General features: G+C 42.4%; 19 protein-coding genes. 7 read left to right on the top strand and 12 right to left on the bottom strand.

Annotated features, from left to right (window positions below):
- Window positions 1-119: 119 nt before the first annotated feature.
- Window positions 120-896 carry an inositol monophosphatase family protein gene (locus tag KS2013_RS04925; protein ID WP_068990594.1) on the top strand — a complete coding sequence of 259 codons (777 nt, stop codon included), beginning with the start codon at window positions 120-122 and terminating at the stop codon, window positions 894-896.
- A 114-nt stretch (window positions 897-1,010) separates the two neighbouring features.
- Window positions 1,011-1,820 (top strand): DUF1338 domain-containing protein, encoded by an 810-nt coding sequence (locus KS2013_RS04920; protein ID WP_068990590.1) that lies wholly within the window; start codon window positions 1,011-1,013, stop codon window positions 1,818-1,820.
- 74 nt (window positions 1,821-1,894) lie between these two features.
- On the opposite strand, the gene KS2013_RS04915 is transcribed toward KS2013_RS04920, so the two are convergent.
- Together KS2013_RS04915 and KS2013_RS04910 are read right to left on the bottom strand one after the other, a co-directional pair.
- Entirely contained in the window at window positions 1,895-2,824 is a 930-nt protein-coding gene (locus tag KS2013_RS04915) for an electron transfer flavoprotein subunit alpha/FixB family protein (protein WP_068990587.1), read from the bottom strand.
- Window positions 2,825-3,574, bottom strand: a complete 750-nt coding sequence (locus KS2013_RS04910; protein WP_068990579.1) for an electron transfer flavoprotein subunit beta/FixA family protein — start codon at window positions 3,572-3,574, stop codon at window positions 2,825-2,827.
- A gap of 165 nt (window positions 3,575-3,739) precedes the next feature.
- Here KS2013_RS04910 and KS2013_RS04905 point away from each other — a divergent pair, with 165 nt between their 5' ends.
- The gene (locus tag KS2013_RS04905) at window positions 3,740-5,395 is read left to right on the top strand and encodes an electron transfer flavoprotein-ubiquinone oxidoreductase (protein WP_068990577.1); all 1,656 of its coding nucleotides are present in this window, start codon (window positions 3,740-3,742) and stop codon (window positions 5,393-5,395) included.
- 55 nt (window positions 5,396-5,450) lie between these two features.
- Here the strand turns inward: KS2013_RS04905 and KS2013_RS04900 are convergent, their stop codons facing one another.
- The 6 genes from KS2013_RS04900 to phhA all read right to left on the bottom strand — a co-directional run bounded on the left by KS2013_RS04900 (window position 5,451) and on the right by phhA (window position 11,969).
- Entirely contained in the window at window positions 5,451-6,704 is a 1,254-nt protein-coding gene (locus tag KS2013_RS04900) for a DUF3466 family protein (RefSeq protein ID WP_068990572.1), read from the bottom strand.
- A gap of 38 nt (window positions 6,705-6,742) precedes the next feature.
- A complete protein-coding gene (gene maiA, locus KS2013_RS04895) occupies window positions 6,743-7,393 on the bottom strand; it encodes a maleylacetoacetate isomerase (RefSeq protein ID WP_068990571.1) in 651 nt (216 codons plus the stop codon).
- Between the two features lie 25 nt (window positions 7,394-7,418).
- Complete coding sequence (locus tag KS2013_RS04890) at window positions 7,419-8,402, bottom strand: fumarylacetoacetate hydrolase family protein (protein WP_068990569.1); 984 nt, start codon at window positions 8,400-8,402, stop codon at window positions 7,419-7,421.
- Window positions 8,403-8,635: 233 nt separating this feature from the next.
- Complete coding sequence (locus KS2013_RS04885) at window positions 8,636-9,766, bottom strand: homogentisate 1,2-dioxygenase (RefSeq protein ID WP_068990566.1); 1,131 nt, start codon at window positions 9,764-9,766, stop codon at window positions 8,636-8,638.
- A gap of 1 nt (window position 9,767) precedes the next feature.
- Window positions 9,768-10,826 (bottom strand): 4-hydroxyphenylpyruvate dioxygenase, encoded by a 1,059-nt coding sequence (hppD, locus tag KS2013_RS04880; protein ID WP_068990561.1) that lies wholly within the window; start codon window positions 10,824-10,826, stop codon window positions 9,768-9,770.
- A gap of 339 nt (window positions 10,827-11,165) precedes the next feature.
- A complete protein-coding gene (phhA, locus tag KS2013_RS04875; protein ID WP_068990557.1) occupies window positions 11,166-11,969 on the bottom strand; it encodes a phenylalanine 4-monooxygenase in 804 nt (267 codons plus the stop codon).
- 331 nt (window positions 11,970-12,300) lie between these two features.
- Here phhA and KS2013_RS04870 point away from each other — a divergent pair, with 331 nt between their 5' ends.
- Window positions 12,301-14,286: a transglycosylase SLT domain-containing protein gene (locus KS2013_RS04870; protein ID WP_156768967.1), complete on the top strand. Its 1,986-nt coding sequence runs from the start codon at window positions 12,301-12,303 to the stop codon at window positions 14,284-14,286.
- A 73-nt stretch (window positions 14,287-14,359) separates the two neighbouring features.
- Here the strand turns inward: KS2013_RS04870 and KS2013_RS04865 are convergent, their stop codons facing one another.
- The gene (locus KS2013_RS04865; RefSeq protein WP_068990556.1) at window positions 14,360-15,577 is read right to left on the bottom strand and encodes an HMG-box domain-containing protein; all 1,218 of its coding nucleotides are present in this window, start codon (window positions 15,575-15,577) and stop codon (window positions 14,360-14,362) included.
- A gap of 192 nt (window positions 15,578-15,769) precedes the next feature.
- Between KS2013_RS04865 and KS2013_RS04860 the strand changes: the two genes are divergently transcribed.
- Both KS2013_RS04860 and KS2013_RS04855 read left to right on the top strand, forming a co-directional pair.
- The gene (locus tag KS2013_RS04860; RefSeq protein WP_068994407.1) at window positions 15,770-16,060 is read left to right on the top strand and encodes a DUF6763 family protein; all 291 of its coding nucleotides are present in this window, start codon (window positions 15,770-15,772) and stop codon (window positions 16,058-16,060) included.
- 259 nt (window positions 16,061-16,319) lie between these two features.
- A complete protein-coding gene (locus KS2013_RS04855; protein ID WP_068994405.1) occupies window positions 16,320-18,065 on the top strand; it encodes a response regulator in 1,746 nt (581 codons plus the stop codon).
- Here the strand turns inward: KS2013_RS04855 and KS2013_RS04850 are convergent.
- Window positions 18,051-19,451 (bottom strand): formimidoylglutamate deiminase, encoded by a 1,401-nt coding sequence (locus KS2013_RS04850; RefSeq protein WP_068990555.1) that lies wholly within the window; start codon window positions 19,449-19,451, stop codon window positions 18,051-18,053. The two genes, KS2013_RS04855 and KS2013_RS04850, sit on opposite strands and share 15 nt — an antisense overlap.
- Window positions 19,452-19,493: 42 nt before the next feature.
- On the opposite strand from KS2013_RS04850, the gene hutI reads away from it, so the two are divergent.
- Window positions 19,494-20,714: an imidazolonepropionase gene (gene hutI, locus KS2013_RS04845; protein ID WP_068990552.1), complete on the top strand. Its 1,221-nt coding sequence runs from the start codon at window positions 19,494-19,496 to the stop codon at window positions 20,712-20,714.
- Window positions 20,715-20,762: 48 nt separating this feature from the next.
- Here the strand turns inward: hutI and azu are convergent, their stop codons facing one another.
- Window positions 20,763-21,188 carry an azurin gene (gene azu, locus KS2013_RS04840; RefSeq protein ID WP_068990544.1) on the bottom strand — a complete coding sequence of 142 codons (426 nt, stop codon included), beginning with the start codon at window positions 21,186-21,188 and terminating at the stop codon, window positions 20,763-20,765.
- A gap of 123 nt (window positions 21,189-21,311) precedes the next feature.
- A complete protein-coding gene (gene hutG / locus KS2013_RS04835; RefSeq protein ID WP_083217790.1) occupies window positions 21,312-22,517 on the bottom strand; it encodes an N-formylglutamate deformylase in 1,206 nt (401 codons plus the stop codon).
- Between the last annotated feature and the right edge of the window lie 56 nt (window positions 22,518-22,573).

Genomic DNA, 22,573 nt, shown 5'->3' with positions numbered 1-22,573 from the left:
CTTTTTGTACTTCTTATACACCAGAACATTTGCTATGATTCGCAACAATTCTGAGCAAGCGCTCAATTTTTGTCCAGACATTGCTGGGCATATCGTTCTTTGACTTTGGTGGTATCAATATGAATGCGTACAAAAACATTGCCGTGCGTGCGGCTAACCGTGCTGGAAGTTTCGTTGCTAAGGCATTTGCAAATAGAGAGAGAATCATTGCTCAGAGCAAAGGTCCTAATGACTTTGTCAGTAATATAGACAAACAGGCCGAAGAAATTATTATTGATGCCATCAAACACAGCTACCCAGATCACGCCATACTAGCTGAAGAAAGTGGCGCACAAGGTGAGAGCGATACAGTCTGGATTATCGATCCTATCGATGGCACCACAAACTTTCTTCAGGGCATCCCCCACTTCGCAATTTCTATCGCCGTAAAGCACAAAGGCAAAACCGTTGCTGGCGTTGTTTATGATCCGATCAAAGATGAGATGTTTACCGCGGAGAACGGCGGTGGCGCCCAACTGAACAATACCCGAATTAGAGTTAGCGAGAAGAAAAGGCTTGATAATGCAGTGCTTGCAACCGGCTTCCCATTTCGCGGTAACCAAAATCTGGAGTCGTACCTTCGTTACTTTGAGACCATTTTCCCGTTATGCGTCGATATGCGCCGTGCGGGTGCTGCCTCGCTCGACCTTGCCTATGTTGCAGCGGGCCGTCTTGACGGTTTCTGGGAGTTCGGTCTCAGTGAGTGGGACACAGCGGCAGGAATACTGATTGTAAAAGAAGCCGGAGGATTCGTTGGCGATGTCAAAGGCAATCCTTACCAGGAAAAATCAAAAAGTATACTTGCCGCAACGCCAGGGGTCTTCAAGCACTTCATGAAAAGTGTAAAAGACCTTTAAATTCTAAAACTCATCTCCATATAAGTCCCTCAAATATTGAAAAGGACAGGCTAAAGATTGTACAATTGGTCTGTCCTCTTACCAGACTCATTAAAACAAGTAGGTTAATTAGTTATGAGCACTCAGAATCACAAAGCTCTATTTGAAGCATTGTGGAACGATTATTTAGCAATTACTCCTGACGCAAAAGCAATTCATGAAGAATTTAAGGCGCTAGGAGATGACACAATTATCAATGATCATATTGCCCTTCGTACTTTCAATGAAGGCGCAATTAACTTAGAGAACATTGGTAACCACCTGGCACAGTTTGGTTATGAACCTGCTGGCGAGTATCACTTTGAAGAAAAAAAGTTGTTCGCCAAACATTTCCAACATAAGACTGATGAGGATGCACCAAAAATTTTCGTCAGTGAATTATTGCTTGAAGAGTTCTCTCCAGAGTTGCAAATGTTTTGCCGTGGCTTGATTGCTGAAGCTAACTGGAATATCAGAAACAATGGATTAAGTTTACCATCCCGTCCGTGGGGTAAAATTACTCGTGAAGCCTATGAGCGCTTACTCGAAGAAAGTGAGTATGCTGCCTGGCTTGCAGCCTTTGGACTGAGAGCAAACCACTTCACCGTGTCTATCAATAAGCTCAGAGGCATGGATAACATTGAGGCTGTTAACCAATTCCTGAAAGATAAAGGTTTCGAACTTAACAGTAGCGGCGGCGAAATTAAAGGCAACGAAGAAGTATGCCTGAAGCAGAGCTCAACTATGGCAAATATTGTTGGCTGGGAATTTAATGGTGGAAAACACCCTATCCGCTCGTGCTTTTACGAGTTTGCTGAGCGTTTCCCAATGGAAAATGGAGAACTGTACCAAGGGTTTGTTGCAGCAAGCGCTGATAAAATCTTTGAGTCAACAAACGCTGCATAAAGATTCTCGACTATCTACCAGACATAAAAAAACCGCCAAATGGCGGTTTTTTTATGTCTTGATTACTTTAGAAGTTACAGGGCTTCAATTAACTCTGGAACTGCTTTAAATAAGTCTTCAACCAGGCCGTAATCAGCAACCTGGAAAATAGGTGCTTCTTCGTCCTTGTTAATTGCCACAATAACTTTAGAGTCTTTCATACCTGCTAAGTGCTGAATAGCACCAGAGATACCAACAGCAATATAAAGTTCAGGTGCAACAATTTTACCTGTCTGGCCAACTTGGTAATCATTTGGCACGAAACCTGCATCAACAGCTGCACGAGACGCTCCGACAGCAGCACCCAATTTGTCAGCTAAGGTCTCAAGCATTTCGAAGTTTTCACCATTACCCATGCCACGACCACCAGACACAACTACATTTGCTGTACCAAGATCTGGCCTTTCTGATTCTGTCAGCTCTTCTCCAACGTAATTACTCAGCTCAGTGTGAGAGCCTGCAGAAACAGTTTCAATCTCTGCTGAACCACCCTCTGTCGATAGAGCATCGAACGCAGTAGAACGAACAGTGATGACTTTCTTGCTGTCATTACTTTTAACCGTTGCGATAGCATTACCAGCGTATACAGGGCGCTTAAAAGTATCGGCAGACTCAACGGAGATAATGTCTGATATTTGCTGTACATCTAGAAGCGCAGCAATACGAGGCATCATGTTTTTACCAAAAGTAGATGCTGGAGCAAGGATATGTGAATAATCACCCTCTTGCGCCATCACTGCTTTCTCTACGTCTTCTGCTAACAGATGCTCAAGGAACTCAGCCTGAGCCAGTAATACCTTATCTACACCTTCAGCTTTAGCGGCCTGGTCTGCTACTGACTGACAATCGTGGCCAGCAACCAACACAACTGTTTCGCCTTCTAGCTGGGAAGCTGCAGCAATCGTGTTATATGTCGAAGCCTGTAATTCGCTATTGTCGTGCTCTGCAATTACTAAAGTCGTCATTTAGATCACCTTTGCTTCATTTTTCAGTTTATCAACCAACTCGGCAACAGTTTCTACCTTTATGCCTTCACTACGCTCTGGTGGGTTCTCTACACTTAGCGTTTCTGTACGATTCGCTGTATCTACGCCCAAGTCTGCCAAAGCAATCTCATCTAAAGGCTTACGCTTGGCTTTCATAATGTTTGGTAATGAAGCAAAGCGAGGCTCGTTTAGTCGGAGATCTGTGGTTATAACAGCTGGAAGCTTCAGCTCGATAGTCTGAAGACCGCCATCAATTTCACGAGTAACTTGTGTTTTGCCTTCTTCCATATCGACTTTAGAGGCAAAAGTACCTTGACCCCAGCCCAATAGTGCTGCAAGCATTTGACCAGTCTGGTTATTATCACCATCAATCGACTGCTTGCCGAGAAGAACCATTTGCGGCTCTTCCTGTTCAACGACTTTTTGAAGAGTCTTTGCTACAGCTAACGGCTCAAGATCATCATCAGTTTTTACTAACACAGCCTTGTCCGCACCTAGCGCCAATGCCGTACGTAACGTTTCCTGACATTGCTGGTTGCCAATCGATACCGCAACAATCTCCGAAGCAACGCCCTGCTCTTTCAAGCGCACAGCTTCTTCAACAGCAATCTCACAGAATGGATTCATAGACATTTTAACGTTAGCAGTTTCTACACCGCTATTGTCCGGCTTTACACGAACCTTTACGTTCGCGTCGATAACACGTTTAATTGCAACTAGAATTTTCATGAAAACCCTATCGTATGTATAATTCTTGCCAAAATAGACGACCAAAGCGCCTATCTTTTGTAAAATAGGGCGTAATGGTGACGTTTTACTGGCGTAAGGTCAATAGCTAATAGTGATTTTGAGCCAGTTTTGAGCGAATTTTAAACAATTTAAGAGGAGATCTAGGTGGAACGCGAATTTATGGAGTTTGATGTCGTGATTGTCGGTGCTGGCCCTTCAGGTCTGTCAGCGGCCATCAAATTACGCCAACTAGCCCAGGAGAATGATCAGGAGCTAATGGTTTGTGTGGTTGAAAAAGGTTCTGAAGTTGGAGCTCATATCCTGTCGGGTGCAGTAGTAGAGCCGAGAGCAATCGATGAGCTAATTCCTGACTGGAAAGAAAAAGGTGCGCCACTTAATACTAAAGTCACTGGCGACTCCATCTATCTAATGAAAAACGAAGAAAAAGCCACCAAAGTCCCAAACTTTTTCGTTCCTAAAACCATGCACAACTCTGGTAATTACATTATCAGTCTAGGTAACCTATGCCGTTGGCTTGCGGAACAGGCTGAAGCCCTTGGCGTTGAAATCTTCCCGGGTTTTGCTGCAGCGGAAGTGCTTTATAACGACGATGGTTCTGTTAAAGGTATCGCTACCGGCGACATGGGCATTGGAAAAGATGGTGAAAAGAAAGATGGCTATATGCCAGGAATGGAACTTCACGCAAAATATACCCTCTTCGCTGAAGGTTGCCGTGGTCACCTGGGTAAAGACCTGATCTCTAAGTTTGATTTAGATAAAGATTGCGAAGCTCAGCATTATGGACTTGGCATTAAAGAGTTATGGAAAGTTCCAGCAGAGCAGCATCAGGAAGGCTTAGTAGTTCATTCGGCTGGTTGGCCTCTGAGTGAGTCAGGTTCAGCAGGTGGCGGCTTCCTCTACCATATTGAAGACAACCAGATTGCAGTAGGTCTGATTACTGACCTATCATACTCCAATCCTCACGTAAGCCCTTTTCATGAGTTTCAGCGCTTCAAGCACCAGAGAGAAATTAAGAAATTCCTTCAGGGAGGCGAGCGGATCTCATATGGCGCCCGAGCCATCACAAAAGGTGGTCTTCAGTCGCAGCCAAAAATGTCCTTCCCCGGAGGTTTATTAATAGGTGACAACGCAGGCACCCTGAACTTCGCTAAAATCAAAGGGACTCATACAGCTATGAAGTCCGGTATGATTGCTGCGGAGACAGTTATTAAAGCAATTTCAGAAGAGCGCAATAATCAGGATTTAACTGAATACGCAGACAATTACAAAGCTTCATGGGCGTGGAAGGAGTTGCACCAGCAAAGAAACTTCGGTCCTGCACAGCATAAATGGGGCAACTTCATTGGTTCGGCCTACGCCTTTATTGATATCAATATTTTTAATGGCAAGTTACCGTGGACCTTAAGTGATCCAAAACCAGATTACTCTGGAATGAAACCCGCTGACGAATGCAAAAAAATTGAGTATCCAAAGCCTGATGGAAAGCTCTCCTTCGATAAACTATCTTCAGTATTTATTTCCAATACAAACCACGAAGAAGATCAGCCTGTTCACTTAAAACTGACTGATAAAAATATTCCGATCGAAGTAAATCTAGAAAAATACGATGAGCCAGCTCAACGCTACTGCCCTGCTGGTGTTTACGAAGTTGTACGAGATGATGACGGGAACAATCCACAGTTTGTGATTAATGCTCAGAACTGTGTTCACTGTAAAACCTGTGATATCAAGGATCCGAGTCAGAATATCACTTGGGTAACACCTGAGGGTGCCGGTGGACCAAATTATCCAAATATGTAAAACTTAAGCCAAAAAAAAAGCCTCCAGATGGAGGCTTTTTTATTTGTTCAATTCTTTAACTGTACTTTCTTCTAATCCCCAATAGCGCCAGTAGTGCTACCATGACGTATGGGAAGCTCCCACCGCCAGAACGTGAATTATCGGTACCACACTCTTCTACAGCTCCACCAGTAGGATCTAGCCGGAATGCACGAACTTCCCCATCAATAGATCCAAAACCAACGATTTGTCCGGAGTCATTGATTGCAGTAGCCTCTGTGAGTTTCCATCCGGTATTACAAGCAATTAACTCATTTAAATTTTTCATCTCGCCACCTTCGTAAAGGAAGGCCGCAAACTCACCTAACGTAGGTGATGAAACTAAAGCACGTCCCACTACCTGCCCGTTATTGTTGATGTCATTTGCTTGTGAATGATTGAACTCAGGCTCAAAGAATCCTAACAAATTAACTTCGGGCTCTGCAGCATTTGAATCAATATAAAAAGCCTCAAACTGATTCCTTGTGCCGTCTATAAATGTATTGCCTACAATTTCACCGCTGGAATTTAAGCCTTGGGCAAAAATTGCACGATTATTAATAGTTGGCAGTTCCGTTAGTTGGCTTAAATCATCGGCTGAAGCAATAAAAGACCTAACGGTATTAACATCGTTAACAATCGCAACAGAAAAACCTATGACTTGGTTGCTATCATTAATGTCCGTTAGCGCAGAAGCTCTGTTTGCACCATCTGAAATAGGGATAGCCATTGAGTAGGTGTCATTATTTCTATCGTAAACAAATCCTCTTTCTACAGGCCCAGTGTCATCTTCCGGATCGACATCGTAATCACCCGAAATCAATATAAGACCATTATTGTTGATGGCGTAGGCAGTTGTTCCGTTCAGTCTATCTTTAGGTGGTATTTTAGTAACAACGCCCCCTTCAAAAATAACGGCAAAGTTACTTGATACTGTATCTACAACACCATTTTCCTCAACTTCAGAAATTTCATTTGAAAGGCCAACAGCAACCATCGCATCATTTATTCCAAATGCATCACTGATCGTCCCATCAGTTAAAACGCCAAAATCAATATTCCCTGATTCGTCAAACTGAACGCCATGAGAATTAAACGTTCTAAAGCCATTATCTTTTAAAGGGCCGTTTGCATAACCAACAGATACCCCAGCTTCATTGATATCTCGCGCAACGCTCGCATTACCATCAAGCCCTCCCAGGTCGACAATTTCATAAGGTGCAGCCTGTAAGTTCGAAAATACTGTTAATAAACTTAGTGTAAGTATAGTTTTTGTCTTTAAAAGCTTCATCAATTCTCTCTTGGCTCTAAATGGTCAGTTTTTTGTGTTCATGACACTGCGTCTGGTTGCGAATCTGGATGCGCGTCTTTAAAAGCGTCCAAAGATAAGCAGTGTTGCTCTATTGCTACCAATCGAGGGTAATCATCCAGTGACACCTCAAATCTGCGTGCATTGTACAGCTGCGAGACTAAAAAGACATCAGCCAAAGTCAGCTCTTCGCCAAAACAAAATGGGCCTTGCTCTTTATACTCAACCAGAGTCGATTCTAAGGCCTTAAAACCTTCATGAATCCAATGCGCATACCAAGTTAGTTTTTGCTCATCACTAACTTTAAGTTCTCCTTTTAGATACTTCAAAACTCTCAAGTTATCTAGAGGGTGAATATCACAGGCTATCACTTGGCATACACTTCTGACTTTAGCCCTCAGAAAAGGTTCACTCGGTAATAGATTTGGTCCATCAAATGCATCTTCCAGGTATTCGCAAATCGCCATCGACTGACTCAGGATCTTGCCATTATCATCCAATAAGGGCACCAGCTCCTGCGGATTCTTTTCGGAGTATTCGGGTTTATGCTGCTCACCGCCATCTTTGACCAGGTGTACTGGTAAAATAGAGTACGACAACCGCTTGATATTTAAAGCGACACGCACTCGGAATGACGCAGTCGAACGCCAATAGCTGTAAAGCTTCAACATAAACCCGCTCCTTATTTAACTCTTATTATGCTTCGTATTTTTCTACAACTTGGTTAATCTGACCGAAAATGCTCTGGTTATTTTCATCAAACATTTCGATTGTCACTTTGTCACCGAACTGCATGAAAGGTGTAGAAGGTTTACCATTCTCGATGATTTCCAGCATACGAACTTCTGCAAGGCATGATGAACCTACAGTACGATCTTTGTTGGAAATTGTACCCGAACCAACGATACAGCCCGCAGATAAAGGACGAGTTTTAGCGGCATGAGCAACCAATGTAGGGAAGTCAAATACCATGTCCACGCCACAGTCAGGGTGTCCCAGTTCTTTGTCATTAAGATGAGTTATTAGTGGTAGGAAGACTTTTTTGCCGTCCCATTTGTCACCTAACTCATCAGGTGTTACTGCAACAGGAGAAAACGCTGATGAAGGCTTAGACTGGAAGAAACCAAAGCCTTTTGCTAACTCACCCGGGATTAGATTACGTAGTGATACGTCATTCACTGTCATCAATAAGCGAATCTCTTTTTCAGCCTGCTCAGGCGTAGCACCCATAGGCACATCACCAGTAATGACGGCAACTTCTGCTTCCATATCAATACCATACTCTTCGCTCGCCATTTTAATAGTGTCACGAGGTCCAAGGAAAGCGTCGCTTCCACCTTGATACATCAACGGATCAGTCCAGAAAGTTTCTGGCATTTCAGCGTTACGAGCCTTACGGACCAGTTCAACGTGGTTGACGTAAGCACTTCCATCAGCCCACTGATAAGCGCGAGGTAACGGTGATTCACATACCTCTTGGTCAAAGTCCATTGCGCCTTCGATTTGACCGTCATTAAGCTCTTGATAGGTTTTTTCTAACTTAGGCTTAAAACTGTCCCATTCGTCTAAAGCAGCCTGTAAGGTTCTAACGTAATCAACCTTCGTCGCTTTTGTTAGATCTTTGCTGACAACCACTAGCTGGCCATCACGAGAACCGTCTCTTAACGTAGCTAATTTCATGTAATAATTTCCTAAATTCTGTATGTATTCTGTTATTGATAGCAGTGATATGGCATCAATAACACTAAATTCAACCGCTTAGGCTATATTGCTTAAGTCACTCAGATTACTAATAGTGTGATTCATTAGCTTAAGCAAGGCATTCAGCGCAGTAGAGTGAGGCCTAAAGATAAGTAATAGACACTCACTGAGTACGCTAAATATCACACTTTGCACAGAAAAGCGGTTAATTGCTATTCCGAAGCTTTCCAGCTATTACAATAATCTGGATTTTCCACTCCTGCCATCGCATCACCCACTTCCAGAGCATCGCGAGTATCAAGCATCACTGCCACTTCATCTGTTTCTTTCTTAGCATATTTTCGACCTGCTTCAAAAGCCTTTGGATGCGGACCATGAGTAAAGCCTGAGGGGTGGAAAGTAACCATACCTGCATCAATGTTATCACGGCTGAAAAAGTCCCCTGCGTGATAAAAAAGAACCTCATCGAAGTCATCGTTATTGTGGTAAAACGGCACTTTTAAAGCCCCGGGATCAGACTCGATGGGTCTTGGTACAAAAGTACAAACCACAAAGCGACTCGCTACAAACGTCGTGTGCGCTGATGGTGGCAGGTGGTATCTATGTGACATTAATGGACGAATATCACGCCAGTTAATACGAACGACTGATAAGTCACCATGCCAGCCAATAGCGTCCAGCGGCGAATAGTTATACTTCACTCTAGATAACTGGCCACGACGTTTTATTTCGACGGACCATGGCGTTTCGTCTTGCTGCGCTTTAAACTTATCGTTTATGCTCGGCACATCCAGCATAGCCGGATCGAAAATAGCCTGAGGCCCCACTAAGCCCTTCTCTGGTAATTGATAGCTATCATTTGTAGCCTCAATTAAGAGCATGGTCATTGGCTCTTGTGGCTCTATTCTCCACATTGTTCCACGAGGAATAACTACATAGTCGCCTTCACGGATTTCCATATGACCATAATCACAAAACAGGTCACCCTGCCCTTTGTGTATGAATAGTAGCTCGTCACCATCACCATTGCGGGCCAGGTTCAACATAGCTTCATTACAGTTCCAGATTCGGAACTTACAGTGAGCATTATAAAGCAGGTTCTCTGCGCCCCATGGGGAGTTAGAGTTTTTATCCAGCTCATTTAAGTCATAGGCACGCGGACGCAACGGCCCTTCCCACTTTTCCCACGCGGTTGGCGGGTTCTTGTGATGGAAGTGAGCCGTTGGACCGAAGAAACCACTTCGGCCCGCTTCACGCTCATACGGTGCCTCTTCAGGCAAGTCCGCATGAGCTTGGCGAGAAATGGTTCCTTCCTTATGGGGGAAAGCAATCCATTTACGCATCTTAAATTACTCCACGTTTCTGCTGATCAAGCTCGATAGATTCAAACAACGCCTTAAAGTTACCCTCACCGAAGCCTTGGTTACCTTTACGCTGAATGATTTCGAAGAAGATAGGACCAATCACAGTATTAGTGAAAATCTGTAGCAAAATTCCTTCTTCATGATCCAGAGAACCATCAATCAAAATGCGGTTTTTTCTAAGCATATCAACATCTTCGTGATGCTCTGGGATACGGCGAGGTATCATGTCGTAATACGTGTCCGGAGTATCCATGAAATCCATGCCGCCTTCACGAAGCTTCTCGATCGTGCCATAGATATCATCAGTTGCCAGTGCGATGTGCTGAATACCTTCACCGTTGTACTCTTTTAAGAATTCTTCGATCTGTGACTTATCATCGGCAGACTCGTTGATAGGAATACGAAGCTTGTTGCATGGACCCGTCATAGCTTTTGAGAATAAGCCAGTTTGCTTACCTTCGATATCAAAGTAACGAATCTCACGGAAGTTAGCGATATTCTCGTAGAAAGTCGCCCATACATCCATACCGCCACGTTTAACGTTATGAGTAAGGTGGTCAAGAGTATGCAAGCCCATACCTTTAGGGAACTTCTCTACGCCTTCATAGAAGTCGAAATCAGCATCATAGATGTTGTCTTCTTTGCCCCATTTATCAACGAAATACAGTACTGAACCACCAATGCCATAAACGCCAGGGTGCGAGCTGTGCTCGTCTCTATCAAAAGGCTTTGCACCTTTCTCTACAGCATACTCGAATGCCTTTTGAGCATCTTCTACACGCCACGCCATAGCACAGGCACATGGCCCATGTTGCTGACTGAACTCATTGAAGTAACCCTCTGATTCACCATTGACCAGAAAGTTGATATCGCCTTGACGATATAAGAAAACTTCTTTTGACTTGTGCTTGGCAACTTCTGTGAAGCCCAAAAGCTCAAAAAGTTCTTTCAGTTTCTTGACGCCAGCTGCATCAGGTGCGGAATATTCAACAAACTCAAAACCATCAGTTCCAAGTGGATTAAAAGTAGTATCTGTCATGTTATTAACTCCTCAATTGTCGAGGTGGAATTAGGTTCCTTTTGGTCCTGCTATCAGGTCATGTCATATTACTAGTATCAAAACAAACCAACTAAATACGCAGTTTAACGACCAAAAGACAAAAATTTACAAGTAACGCTGAAACAAATAATCCTACGCTTTGCTCCACTGAGCGCGTATTTGTGCCGCAACGATAAACGTTGGGATGAGTTGTTTATTAAGATTCAGTAACATATAACCAAATTTTAAAGCAATTTCAAAGCTTTAGTTATCCCCATATTATGCAACAGCCCGCGATATTTCACAATCTCGCGGGCTGCCAATATGGATATTTTGGAATTAGCTTGCCTTCTGCTCTTCCTTCGGAGGATACAGAGGTTCACGCAGTCCTAGACGCTTAGCCTCTTTGACCATGCCCATGACATCGTCATTAGCCAGATCGAATAACTGTTTAAAGTCATCAATGACAAAATATTTTGGTTGCATAATGTCAATTCGATATGGCGTACGTAGCATTTCGATGGGATCGAAAGGAGCACGGATAACGTCCGGGTCTTCCAAGCTATGTGGTGTTTCACCGATAGAAGACAAGATACCACCACCATAGATACGCTGACCTTCAGCTGTGTTAATCAAACCGAACTCAACAGTAAACCAATAGAGTCGGGCCAAATAAACACGATCTTCTTTACTCGCTTCATAACCAAGTTTACCGTAAGCTGCTGTAAATTCAGCAAAATAAGGATTGGTTAACATCGCCGTATGTCCATATATCTCATGAAAGACATCTGGCTCCTGCAAATAATCCATCTCCTCTCGAGTACGGATAAATGTTGCACAAGGGAACTTTTTATCGGCCAACAGAGCAAAGAACTTATCAAAGTTAATCAGAGCTGGAACCCAGGCTACTTCCCAACCTGTTTCTTTACGCAAGACGCTGGAGACTTCTTCCAGCTGTGGAATGCGGTCTTTCGGAAGGTTAATTTTATCTAATCCTTCGAAATACTCAGGGCAGGCACGACCTTGAATCAGCTTTTCTTGACGAGCCATAAGCTCGCTCCAAATCTGATGCTCTTCGTCTGTGTAATGAATAAAACCATCTTCGTCCATTGGACGCGCTTTATACTTTGTACCTTTAGCCATAAACCTACCTAAATATTTTTGTGACTGAATACCATTATAACGTAATGAGGGAGCTTATTCAGTCCAAGCCCCCGCAAAGGCGCACACATTATTACAATTCACTGCAGAAAAACAAGTAAAATCCACTGGATAAACCAGTTTAAGTGGGGAATTAGAATTGCACCAGGGGCAGACAAAGTATAAATTTAGAAGTAGTTATCAGTTTGCTTAATGGAAGAGTGAAATGTTCGATTATCGACCAATATCTTACATTTCTTTACTCAACACACCATAGAAATAGGACATAATAAATGTTCTATCTCTTTTAAGGATTAATCAGGGACCAGAAACTGTGCTAACCAAATCTTTGACCTTTATTTTTATTGCGGTGATTGGTTCAACCGCTTCATTTGCTAACTCTAAGAATAGCCCTGAGCAACTGACATTCCTGGCAGCGGAAAAAGCTTTTGCCAAAGGAGATCTGAAAACTTACTTGCAATTAAAAAAGGCACTTAAGGATTATCCTTTATACCCTTATCTAGAATATAAAGAGCTTTTAAATAAGCTCAGTAGAAAACATCAGAAGGATATAGATAGCTTTATAACAGAATACAGTAACACCCCGCTGGCAAACCGATTGAAATACCGCTTTGCCCAAGAACTAGGAAAGCAGAATCATATTGCCATGATGCAGCAGTACTATAGTTATGGTAGTGATCCCGAACTAGACTGCAAAATTCTCAAACATCAACTGAAAAATGGAAGCTCGATCAAGAGCCTCTCTAACCGTATAGAGGATTTATGGAGCGTGCCAAAGTCACAGGATAAAGCCTGCGATAGTCTGTTCACCCGCTGGATAGACAAGGGTCTGCTAACTGAGGAAGTAGCTTACCACCGCTTTTACAGAACTGCTCAAGAGGGTTCGATTGGTTTACTGAAATACCTAAAACGATTTTTACCTCGCAACCAACAATATATAGCGGACTTATGGATTCGTGTTAAAAAAGATCCTGGTGTTGTTAATAGAACCAACTTCTTCCCTGGTAAAGACCCAAACCTTGAAGCGCCACTGTTAGTTTACGCTATCAAGAAATTAGCCTGGGGAGATAGGGATCGAGCTTACCGGGTATGGCAGCATACAAAAAATCGAATCCCTTTAGCTGAGGGTCACCATGATGATATTGAAAGAACATTATTTTTAGCACTGGCTACTGAAAATAATTCAAAAGCTTTGGACTGGCTGGATAAGAAAAACATCAGCCGCTTCATTAGCGATGATTTAGTTAGCCACTGGAAGCTTGCGGTTTATTTAAGAAACGAACGCTGGAACAATATCAAACAGCTTTTCCAGATACTGCCGAACGATCAGCGCAATAGCAATAAATGGAAATATTGGAATGCCATTGCTCAGGAAAAAACAGGACAGCATGAAGAGTCCGCTTTCATGCTAAAAGAGTTGGCTCAAAAGCGTGATTACTATGGATATCTGGCCGCCTCCAGGCTCAACCAGCCCTTAAAGCTGAATCATGAACCAGTAACTATCGATACAGATGTTATTAAACAGGTAAAAAGCAGCGATTACCTAATGCGAGCAAAAGAACTCTTTGAACTTGAACGATACATCAATGCCACTCGCGAATGGCGCTACTTGCTAAACAACTTGAATTCCGACAGTGAAATAATGGCAGCTTCTAAAATCGCCCACTCATGGGGATGGTATAACCAAGGGATTCTAACCATCGCAAAAACCGGCCATTGGGATGATACAGATATCCGATTTCCTACTGCCTTCAAAAGCAGTTACATCAAAATGGCGAAAAAAGTTAACCTGCCCCCTCAGTGGTTAATGGGGGTGTCACGTCAAGAAAGTGCTTATGGCCCCCTTGCCGTATCTCCTGCCGGTGCCTATGGCCTGATGCAGGTGATGCCCGCTACTGCAAAGGTTTACTCAAATAAGTTTAATATTCCATACAGCTCACGTCGTGATTTATTGAAGCCGGATATTAATATTGAAATGGGAAGTCGCTACCTGGAGCTACGTTATGATCAGTTCAGCAAAAATCCGGTTTATGCATCTGCCGCCTATAATGCTGGAAAAAACAGAATTGATATGTGGAAAAAATTTGGGAGACATCCGACAGATATTTGGATTGAGAGTATTCCTTATACCGAAACACGGATCTATATAAAAAAGGTCATGACTTATAGAGCGGTATATGCTTTAAAGTTAGGAATTGAGGATGACATATTCAATTATATTTTGACCTCCGAGATGGGCGGAGATACAAGCTGCGACCTTGCATCAAATACCAATAACAATTCAATGGCAACCTGCTAAAAAAACAGCAGAGTTAATCCTATAAGCTCTGCTGTTTCTTAAACTCTTTATTAATGTAATGACCAACGCTCAGTTAGAAGTACCGTTCAAAAGTAAGAGATATGTAGTCATCATTACGGAACGGATATAGCTGGCTCTCGAACGGCTGCTGCTCGTCATCAACTGAAAACATTCTGGCTTCAAGAATCATTTTCCAATCATTACCTAACCTACGGCTAGCCTCAAAATTGACAAACTTCTGCCCTTCTCCCTGCGAGTAAACCAATAAAGCTTCGGTTGAAGGAATATCATTCATTGCAAGGCGAAAGCCAGCAACCGCAACATCCTGCTGCTCGAACCCACCCGGTAAAGTGTCCCGAGAATCGTATTGATACTCCAGTATCATTCCTAGATCGGCCCCACTTTCAGTGATTCCAAAGAATGTGTATTCCAAGCCACCCACGGATGCCCAATATCTGTCCTCACCAAATCCAGAACGAGTCATCGCTTCCAATTTCCATAACCAGGCTCCTTTCGTTACCTGAACGTCAACAGCTGTTTGATCAATGGTTACGTAATAGGGTCTTAGTTTCGGTTGCAATGGATTGGAGTCATCAACCACAAAAAGCGGCTCTCTACTCGTGCCTGAGAAATGTGACACACCAATATCCCAATCACCAACCCAGCGAGACCAGCGAACAGCTGCATCCAGACGCTGTTTTCCATCTTCATCGGCATAAATAGGATTATCTTCATCAATAGTCAAAGGGAATCGAAAACGTCCCTCCTCGTCAGCAAAGGTTCTTTCACGAAAGCCTGGCAAGACAAAAAACTCAATAAGTCCGAAATCCTGTTCAGTTGATAATACGACCATCTGCTGCCCAAGTTTGTCTTCTCCATCGATATTTTCAACGAAGTCGGTTTGGTTGATAATATCAACAAGGTGCTGTGACTCCGCGACCCCCCAGAATACTTTACTTACACCAGCCTTTAGTTCCCAGTCATCACCAACATAGCGCAACATTAATTCCCGAATGTCGGCATGAGTTCTTTCATCATCAAGACTATCCCAGCGCAAGAAAGGCTTGAAAACAATACTCCAGTCTGAGTCCTCCCAACGGTGATAAAACTCAGGCTCCAGAGCTACTGAGAATTCGGATTGTTTTTGCCCAAAATCACCCTCTTTAAAAAAATATCGGCCTTCTGAAGAAACAACTCCGCTCCATTCAGCAGCCACTGTGAGTTGGCTAAAGCTTAAGCTGAATACTGTTAGAAAAAAAATACGGAAAAATCCCTGAATTGACACTATCATACCATTTGGTCTGTTGTTTTGGCGTATTGTATGTAAAAGCATAATCAATTGCCACCGCTAGGATATGCAAGCAGTGAAAAAAATCAGAACCAATAGACAAACTCAAACGTGAATCGGTACATTTATTGACCAATATGCTAGTCTTGATAGTACTAAAAAGTAGTTGGAATGTACCAGCTACTGGGAGGTTACATGGGACAAACCATTCATCCAGAAAGAGGGCAATGGTATAAAAGACTAGATTTAGACGCTAGCTTTGAAGTAGTGGCAATTGATCGCGATGAACAATGCATTGAAATTCAATACTATAGCGGTGAAATTGAAGAGATTGATCAAGCAAGCTGGGAGCAGCTGGAACTGACACCAATTGCGCCACCTGATAATTGGTCCGGTGCATTCGGCACTGATAACAGGGTCGAGTTGGAAGACCAAGCTGATTCTCTTGAATCAGTCCTGAGCTTCATGGACGCAAATAATATTTAATGCAGAAAAACATCCTGTAGCAAACCTATACGAACGGCTTAATTTTTTGCTGTTGAGATAAATACGCCTTGGTCAAGAAGTAATGACATAAACTAACTCTTCCACTTCCCCACTTTGCAAACCGAGTTTTTCCTAAATATCAAATACTTGAACTCATAGACAACGGCGGCTCATTTAGGTACATTCAGAAACATACTCGAAAAATATCACAATGAACTGATGCCTTCAGGGTTTGAGGCAGTAGTTGATGGGGCAATCCTTGAAACAAATTAGATTCACTCGCCAATTTAACTTTGCTTATGCGCTAACCTTTTTTATTGTTCTAGCGTCCGTAAATTATATCTTTTATAAATATCAGGAATCTTCACATGATAACCAGCAAAGTAAGCTATGTGAGCTGATTTTTACTAATTTAAGTCCTGGTCTCGAGTATGGATTAAGTTTTGGTAATAAATCAGATTTAGAACAAACCCTATACCCTTTACGCAATAACCCGGATATAGCGTATGTGAAGATAGTCGATAATCAAGACACGACTGTAGCACAGGTCGATAACCGTGGCTTGGTTGGGATCTCGCAAGATGTAGAGCTACAAACTTTGAACAGAGACATTATTCAAAGATCAGGGTATACCCAACAACTCGATTTATCAGAAAGACTACTAAGCCAACAAGAAAGCTCTGACCGAAAGCTGGGGCAGATACAAATTGCTGCTACTCCTTTTAATTTCAGCCACCAAAATAATAAAGCATCACTGATTACCATTAATATCGCTCTTATTTTACCTCTTCTGATTTTCTGGATTTACCTTAAGCTCAGGCAGGGTCATCAGAAAAAAGTCGTGAAGAAACTGATTGATATTCTTAACGATTCTAAGAACTATCAAGCATTCAAAAGCAACCTCAAAACTTCTGAAGGCTCAGAATTACTTCAGGCCGTAGAGCACCAAGTTATAAAAACACAAAACTTGAGGCATCAGCTTAATCTTTTAAAATCAGAGGTTCAGCAAGCTAGACTTGATGCTAACACAGAGCTTCATGAGTTTATTGGCTTTATTACGCAGCAGGACTTCAACACCTCAATTAACAATTTGATGTTATTTTACGACATCATAAAACACCCAGTCCAAAAAGATAAAGACAAAGTATGGTGCCGCGATCTCATTACACAAACGCTGACCGAATTATCCGATAAAGCTAAAGAGCAGAAAACTCTATTGCAAGATTCATTCAGTGGTAATCGAATGAACTATCAAATAGAAACGGATGCAAAAGCATTTAAGCAAATGCTTAAGTTGTTGCTCCAGGAGCTTATAACTATCTGTCAGGGATATAACCTGAATGTACACTTCGATTTAAGGCAAGATTATCAAGTTAGTGCTGTTTTGAGAATTTCTCTTTCATCAAAAGCTCCGGACTTTATCAAGGCAATAAAAGCTCAAAGCTTGTTTCAGTTTGATGAGGAACTTCCAGTAACAGTGTCGAGCAATAATATCCAGCTGATATCGGCCAAACATATTCTTAGAAAATTTGGCGGTGAATACTTCTATTTTAGCGATGAGTTTCGTTTTGAACTCCCACTGACCACTCTTGAGTTACCCGATGATAAAGTTCAACCCGAACCGATCGCACCTCTAAGCGTGAAGTTATCAGTATTAGTCTACGACTCAGATCCTATTGATAAGATGGTTCTCATAGGTTATTTGAATAAGCTAGGTGCAGAAGTTGATAAAGCTACAACTAAGCAGGTTATATTACAAAAACTGCGACACGATAATTACGATGCAATATTAGTTAATTCGGACTTTTTAAAAGACGCTCAATCTTTTACAGTTGATAAATTTCTGCAAGAAATAGAAGAGCTTGAATCGAAGCCTCAAATTATCATAGTGAGCCATAATCACTCTATTACTGAGTCAGAGATATTTCAAAAGCTGGGGACGGCTAAGTTTATTTCTAAACCAGTCGACCCCAAGAAATTAGGAAGAGTACTAAGCTCTCTGTAGCTCTGTCATACTTTGTTTGAAAGCTTGAGTAATGGCTTGTTCAGAATGGTGCTCACCATTCTCTACAACTTTTGTTCCTCCCACCCAGACAGAGGCAATGGCATTGTTATCAGCCTGATTAAAAATAAAAGCATCCAAAAGTTGGCTTCTATTTTTTCCCACAAAAACCAGAGAGTCAGAATTTAACTCAACAAAGTTTGCCTTAGCTCCTACTTCAATTCTACCTACAGGTTGCTGTAAGCTTTGAGCTCCTCCTTCTGCTGCCTGTGTCCACAGCCATTCACCGGTTGAAGAGTGAGCACCCTCGACCAAAACAGTTCTAGAAAGCTGACGTAAACGTTGCTGATACTCTAACCAACGAAGCTCTTCTGTTGAACTAACTGAAATATGACTATCACTACCCACCGACCAGCGTCCATTTTGAGCTTTATAATCCATCATGGGGAAAAAGCCATCCCCTAAATTTGCTTCTGTGGTTGTACAGATCGAAATCACAGCATTTGATTGTGCCACCGTAGCAATTTCACTGTCAGTCATATGAGTGGCATGAACCAGACACCACCTGTTATCTGGAGATAAATGATTGTATAACCACTCCACTGGTCGCTCACCATAATGCGCAACACAGTCATTAACTTCCTTGGTTTGCTCTGCGATATGAATATGAACTGGTGCGGTTTTTGACTGAGAACGAAGCGCTTGAGTTGCAAACTTAATATCGTCCAGTGTAACAGCCCTTAAGGAATGCGGAGCGATGCCATAGCTTTGGTTATATTCTGAAGCCAGTAAATGAACATGCTCCAACAAGCGCCCATAGGCCTCCTGAGAGTGGATAAAGCGCTTTTGCCCCTCGTTTGGCGCCTGAGGTCCAAAGCCACTGTATCGGTAAAATACCGGTAACAGAGTGACGTCAATACCACTGTCTTTGGCAGCTTCAAATATCTGTAAAGACATTTCAGCTGGATTGTCATAACTCTGTCCTGTCCTGTCATGGTGTAAATAATGAAACTCACCAACTGAGGTATATCCAGACTTAAGCATTTGCATATAAAGTGCGCTAGCAATGTTTTTAAGGTCATCTGGATCAATCTTCTCAACAAAACCATACATAGCCTTGCGCCACGTCCAGAAGCTATCCTTAGTTTCACCACTGGCCTCACCCAGGCCGGCCATAGCCCACTGGAAAGCATGAGAATGGTTGTTCACCATCCCTGGGATAACTGCTCCCTCAATACATTTACCACTAAAATTTTCAGGTTTTTTCGTTTGAGGTTTAATTTTTGTGATAAGCCCATTAGAATCATGTTCAAATAACACGTTCTCCTGCCAGCCATCGGAAAGCAGCGCTGTCTTTGCAAAAATCTGCTGAGGGTGGATACTTGTCATAATAAGGGGATGCTAATAGTTAAAGATTACCGAGATCATAATATGAGCCAGAGCGAAACAAAACCTTTTGATTACATTATTCACAACGTTAATATTGCCACCGTCTCGGAAAAGTACTCAGACGAGAATAACAGTTACGGAATTATTGAGGACGGCTGCATTGGCGTCAACGGCGGTATTATCGGCTATCTTGGGGCTTATGATGAGGAACTTGAAGCAGATGAATATATTGATGCAGAAGGCCAGTGGCTTACACCCGGTCTGATAGACTGCCACACTCATATCGTCTACGGAGGCAATAGAGCTAATGAGTTTGAAATGCGTCTGAATGGGGCTGATTATGAAGAAATTGCCAAGGCTGGGGGTGGCATCCTGTCAACGGTAAAAGCCACACGCGAGGCTACAGAAGCAGATTTATTTCGGAGCGCTGCTAAAAGACTAAAAAGCTTTATGAAAGAAGGTGTTACCACTATTGAAATAAAGTCAGGCTATGGTCTTGATACTGACAATGAAATTAAGATGCTAAAAGTAGCAAAAATGCTACAGCAGAAATTCCCGGTGCGTGTTAGCTCCACCTTTCTTGGCGCCCACGCCCTACCCCCAGAGTATAGAGACAGTCCTGATGAATACATTAACCTGGTTTGTAATGAAATGATGCCTAAGATTGCAGAGCTTGGTCTGGCGGAATCTGTCGATGCCTTCTGCGAAAATATAGGATTCAGTTATGAGCAGACAGAAAAGATTTTTAATGCAGCTCAGGAACATGGTTTATCGGTAAAACTGCATGCGGAACAGTTGTCTGATCAATCGGGTGCGGGTCTTGCTGCTGACTACAAAGCACTCTCAGCAGACCATCTTGAATACTTATCCGAAGAATCGATCCAAAAAATGGCTAAAAGCGGTACTGTCGCTGTTTTATTACCTGGAGCTTTCTACTTTTTACGTGAAACAAAACTGCCACCAATAGAAGAACTACGGGTAGCTGGCGTTCCTATTGCCATTGCTTCTGATAGCAACCCGGGAACGTCTCCTGCTCAGTCATTGCTATTGATGTTGAATATGGCCTGTACCTTATTCCGCTTAACGCCACTGGAAGCTCTTCAGGGCGTGACCATTAATGCAGCTAAGGCCTTGAAACTGGATCAGCAGATCGGCTCACTCGAAATTGGAAAAAAAGCGGAACTGGCACTCTGGGATATTGATCATCCCAACCAGCTGAGCTACCAGCTGGGGGGAAGCCCACTAAGCAAAATATTCAAATAAAAAAAGGCGCCACGAGGCGCCTTTTTTCAATTAACATCAAAGTACTATTTACTCAACGATAATTGTTCCTTTCATCATGAAGTAATGACCCGGGAAAGTACAAATATACTCGTAAGTACCGGCTTCATCGATAGTAAAAGAGATAGTATCACTCTCGCCACCACCCAATAATTTGGTGTTAGCAATGACAGCGTCTGTACCTGCAGGGATATACTCAGAATCTTTAGCCTTTTGAGCCTCTTGTGCAAAAGCTTTAACGTCTGTGCCTGCGGCTAATACCACCACGTTGTGACCCATGACGTTTTTACCCATCTTGCCAGTATGATTGAGTGTAAGTTTTATCTCCTCACCGGCCTTTACCTTGATTTCGCTAACATCAAACTTCAACTGATCATTAGCGTTGATAGTGATATCTTTTGCAAACAAAGGCATCGCTAGTAAAGAAAGAAAAACGGTCATTAACAACTTATGCATATTTATCACCTTTTAGTTACTAGTTTTCGTATTAATGATACACCCTATTGACGTGAAAGACCTGTGAAATAGAACCATTTTCGCTGTATATTTAGTATGAAAAAACCAATCGATCGATTAGTTTTATTTATCTAAAACTTCTTTTAAGGCTACTAAGAGTTGACGGATGACATGAGCCACTTTATCCGCCTTTACGGAATCATACAATCGATGCTTTTGATCTAAATACGTTGCTTGAGATAGCTCCAGTTGAAGCGTAAAAACTCCGTTATCAGGGTTGGCATAGTTTCGAGTTATATAACCACCTTTGAAGCGACCATTAATGACTTTGCTATAACTTTCCGTTTCAAAAGATTTCAGCAAGGATTTTATGTCCTGATTAACTGTCTCGCCTTCGTTTGTACCAAAATTAAAGTCCGGTAACTGGCCATCGAAAAACCTAGGAACATGTGACTGAATGGTATGAGCTTCAAATAGCAAACAGTAGCCAAATTGGGCTTTCTTTTCATCCACTAGCTGCTGCAGCTTCTGATGATACGGCTTCCAATAAAGATCTATTCTACGCTGTATTTCGTCCGCATGAGGCTCCTTCCCATCGTCATATAGAGGCTCAAGGTCAAAAGTAGACGTGGGACAAAGCTCTGTATTATCTGCCCCTTTATATAAAACCTCACCACCGCTATCACGGTTAAGATCTATAAGGTAGCGCGAATAATTTGCGTTGATTCGACTGACTCCCAGCTCGTCCAGAAAATCATACAGTCGCACCAGATACCAGTCCGTATCTGCGCTGTCCAACGCAGATGCAGTCATTTGTCTCAAAACATCATGAGGGACAAACTGCCCGTGATGCGGCATCGAAACAATGATTGGCGAACTCTTCTCGGCAACATCGAATACAGGAAGATCAGTCACATCAAACTTTAGGCTAGCTCTGTCTAGCGGCATAATATCAGCCTCAATGAAGCTTTCTTTTGCTGTTGTCGACTGTATAACTTCGTCGCTGTAATAATAACCAACTAAAGTCTTTGCATCTGAAATCAATAATGGACAAGCGCTCTCTACCTCAGCCCAGGACTCTGTATGCAAGTACCATTTAACATGCAAAAGATAGTCAAGGAAAAAGTCTGTCAGACTTCTGTGATATTTATCTTCAGCACCCAGAGCTTTAGTTAATTGAACTAGATCACGGTGAAACTTTTCCTTTGCCAGGTTCAGCTGGTAACTGCAAATATAATGCCATGCTACCTTCAAATGTGCTAAGTGATTGAATTCGTTCGCTTGCAGTTGCTGTTTTTGAAACTTATCAATTAATGACTCTATGCCCATAAAGCTTAATTACCTTTTTTATTTATCTTTTGCTTGAAAAGACTACTGTTTTATTA

Origin of the sequence: Kangiella sediminilitoris (assembly GCF_001708405.1) — a bacterium.
Taxonomy (GTDB): Bacteria; Pseudomonadota; Gammaproteobacteria; order Enterobacterales; family Kangiellaceae; genus Kangiella; species Kangiella sediminilitoris.
The sequence above is the reverse complement of the archived record's forward strand: the minus strand, read 5'-3'. Positions and strand labels throughout refer to the sequence as shown.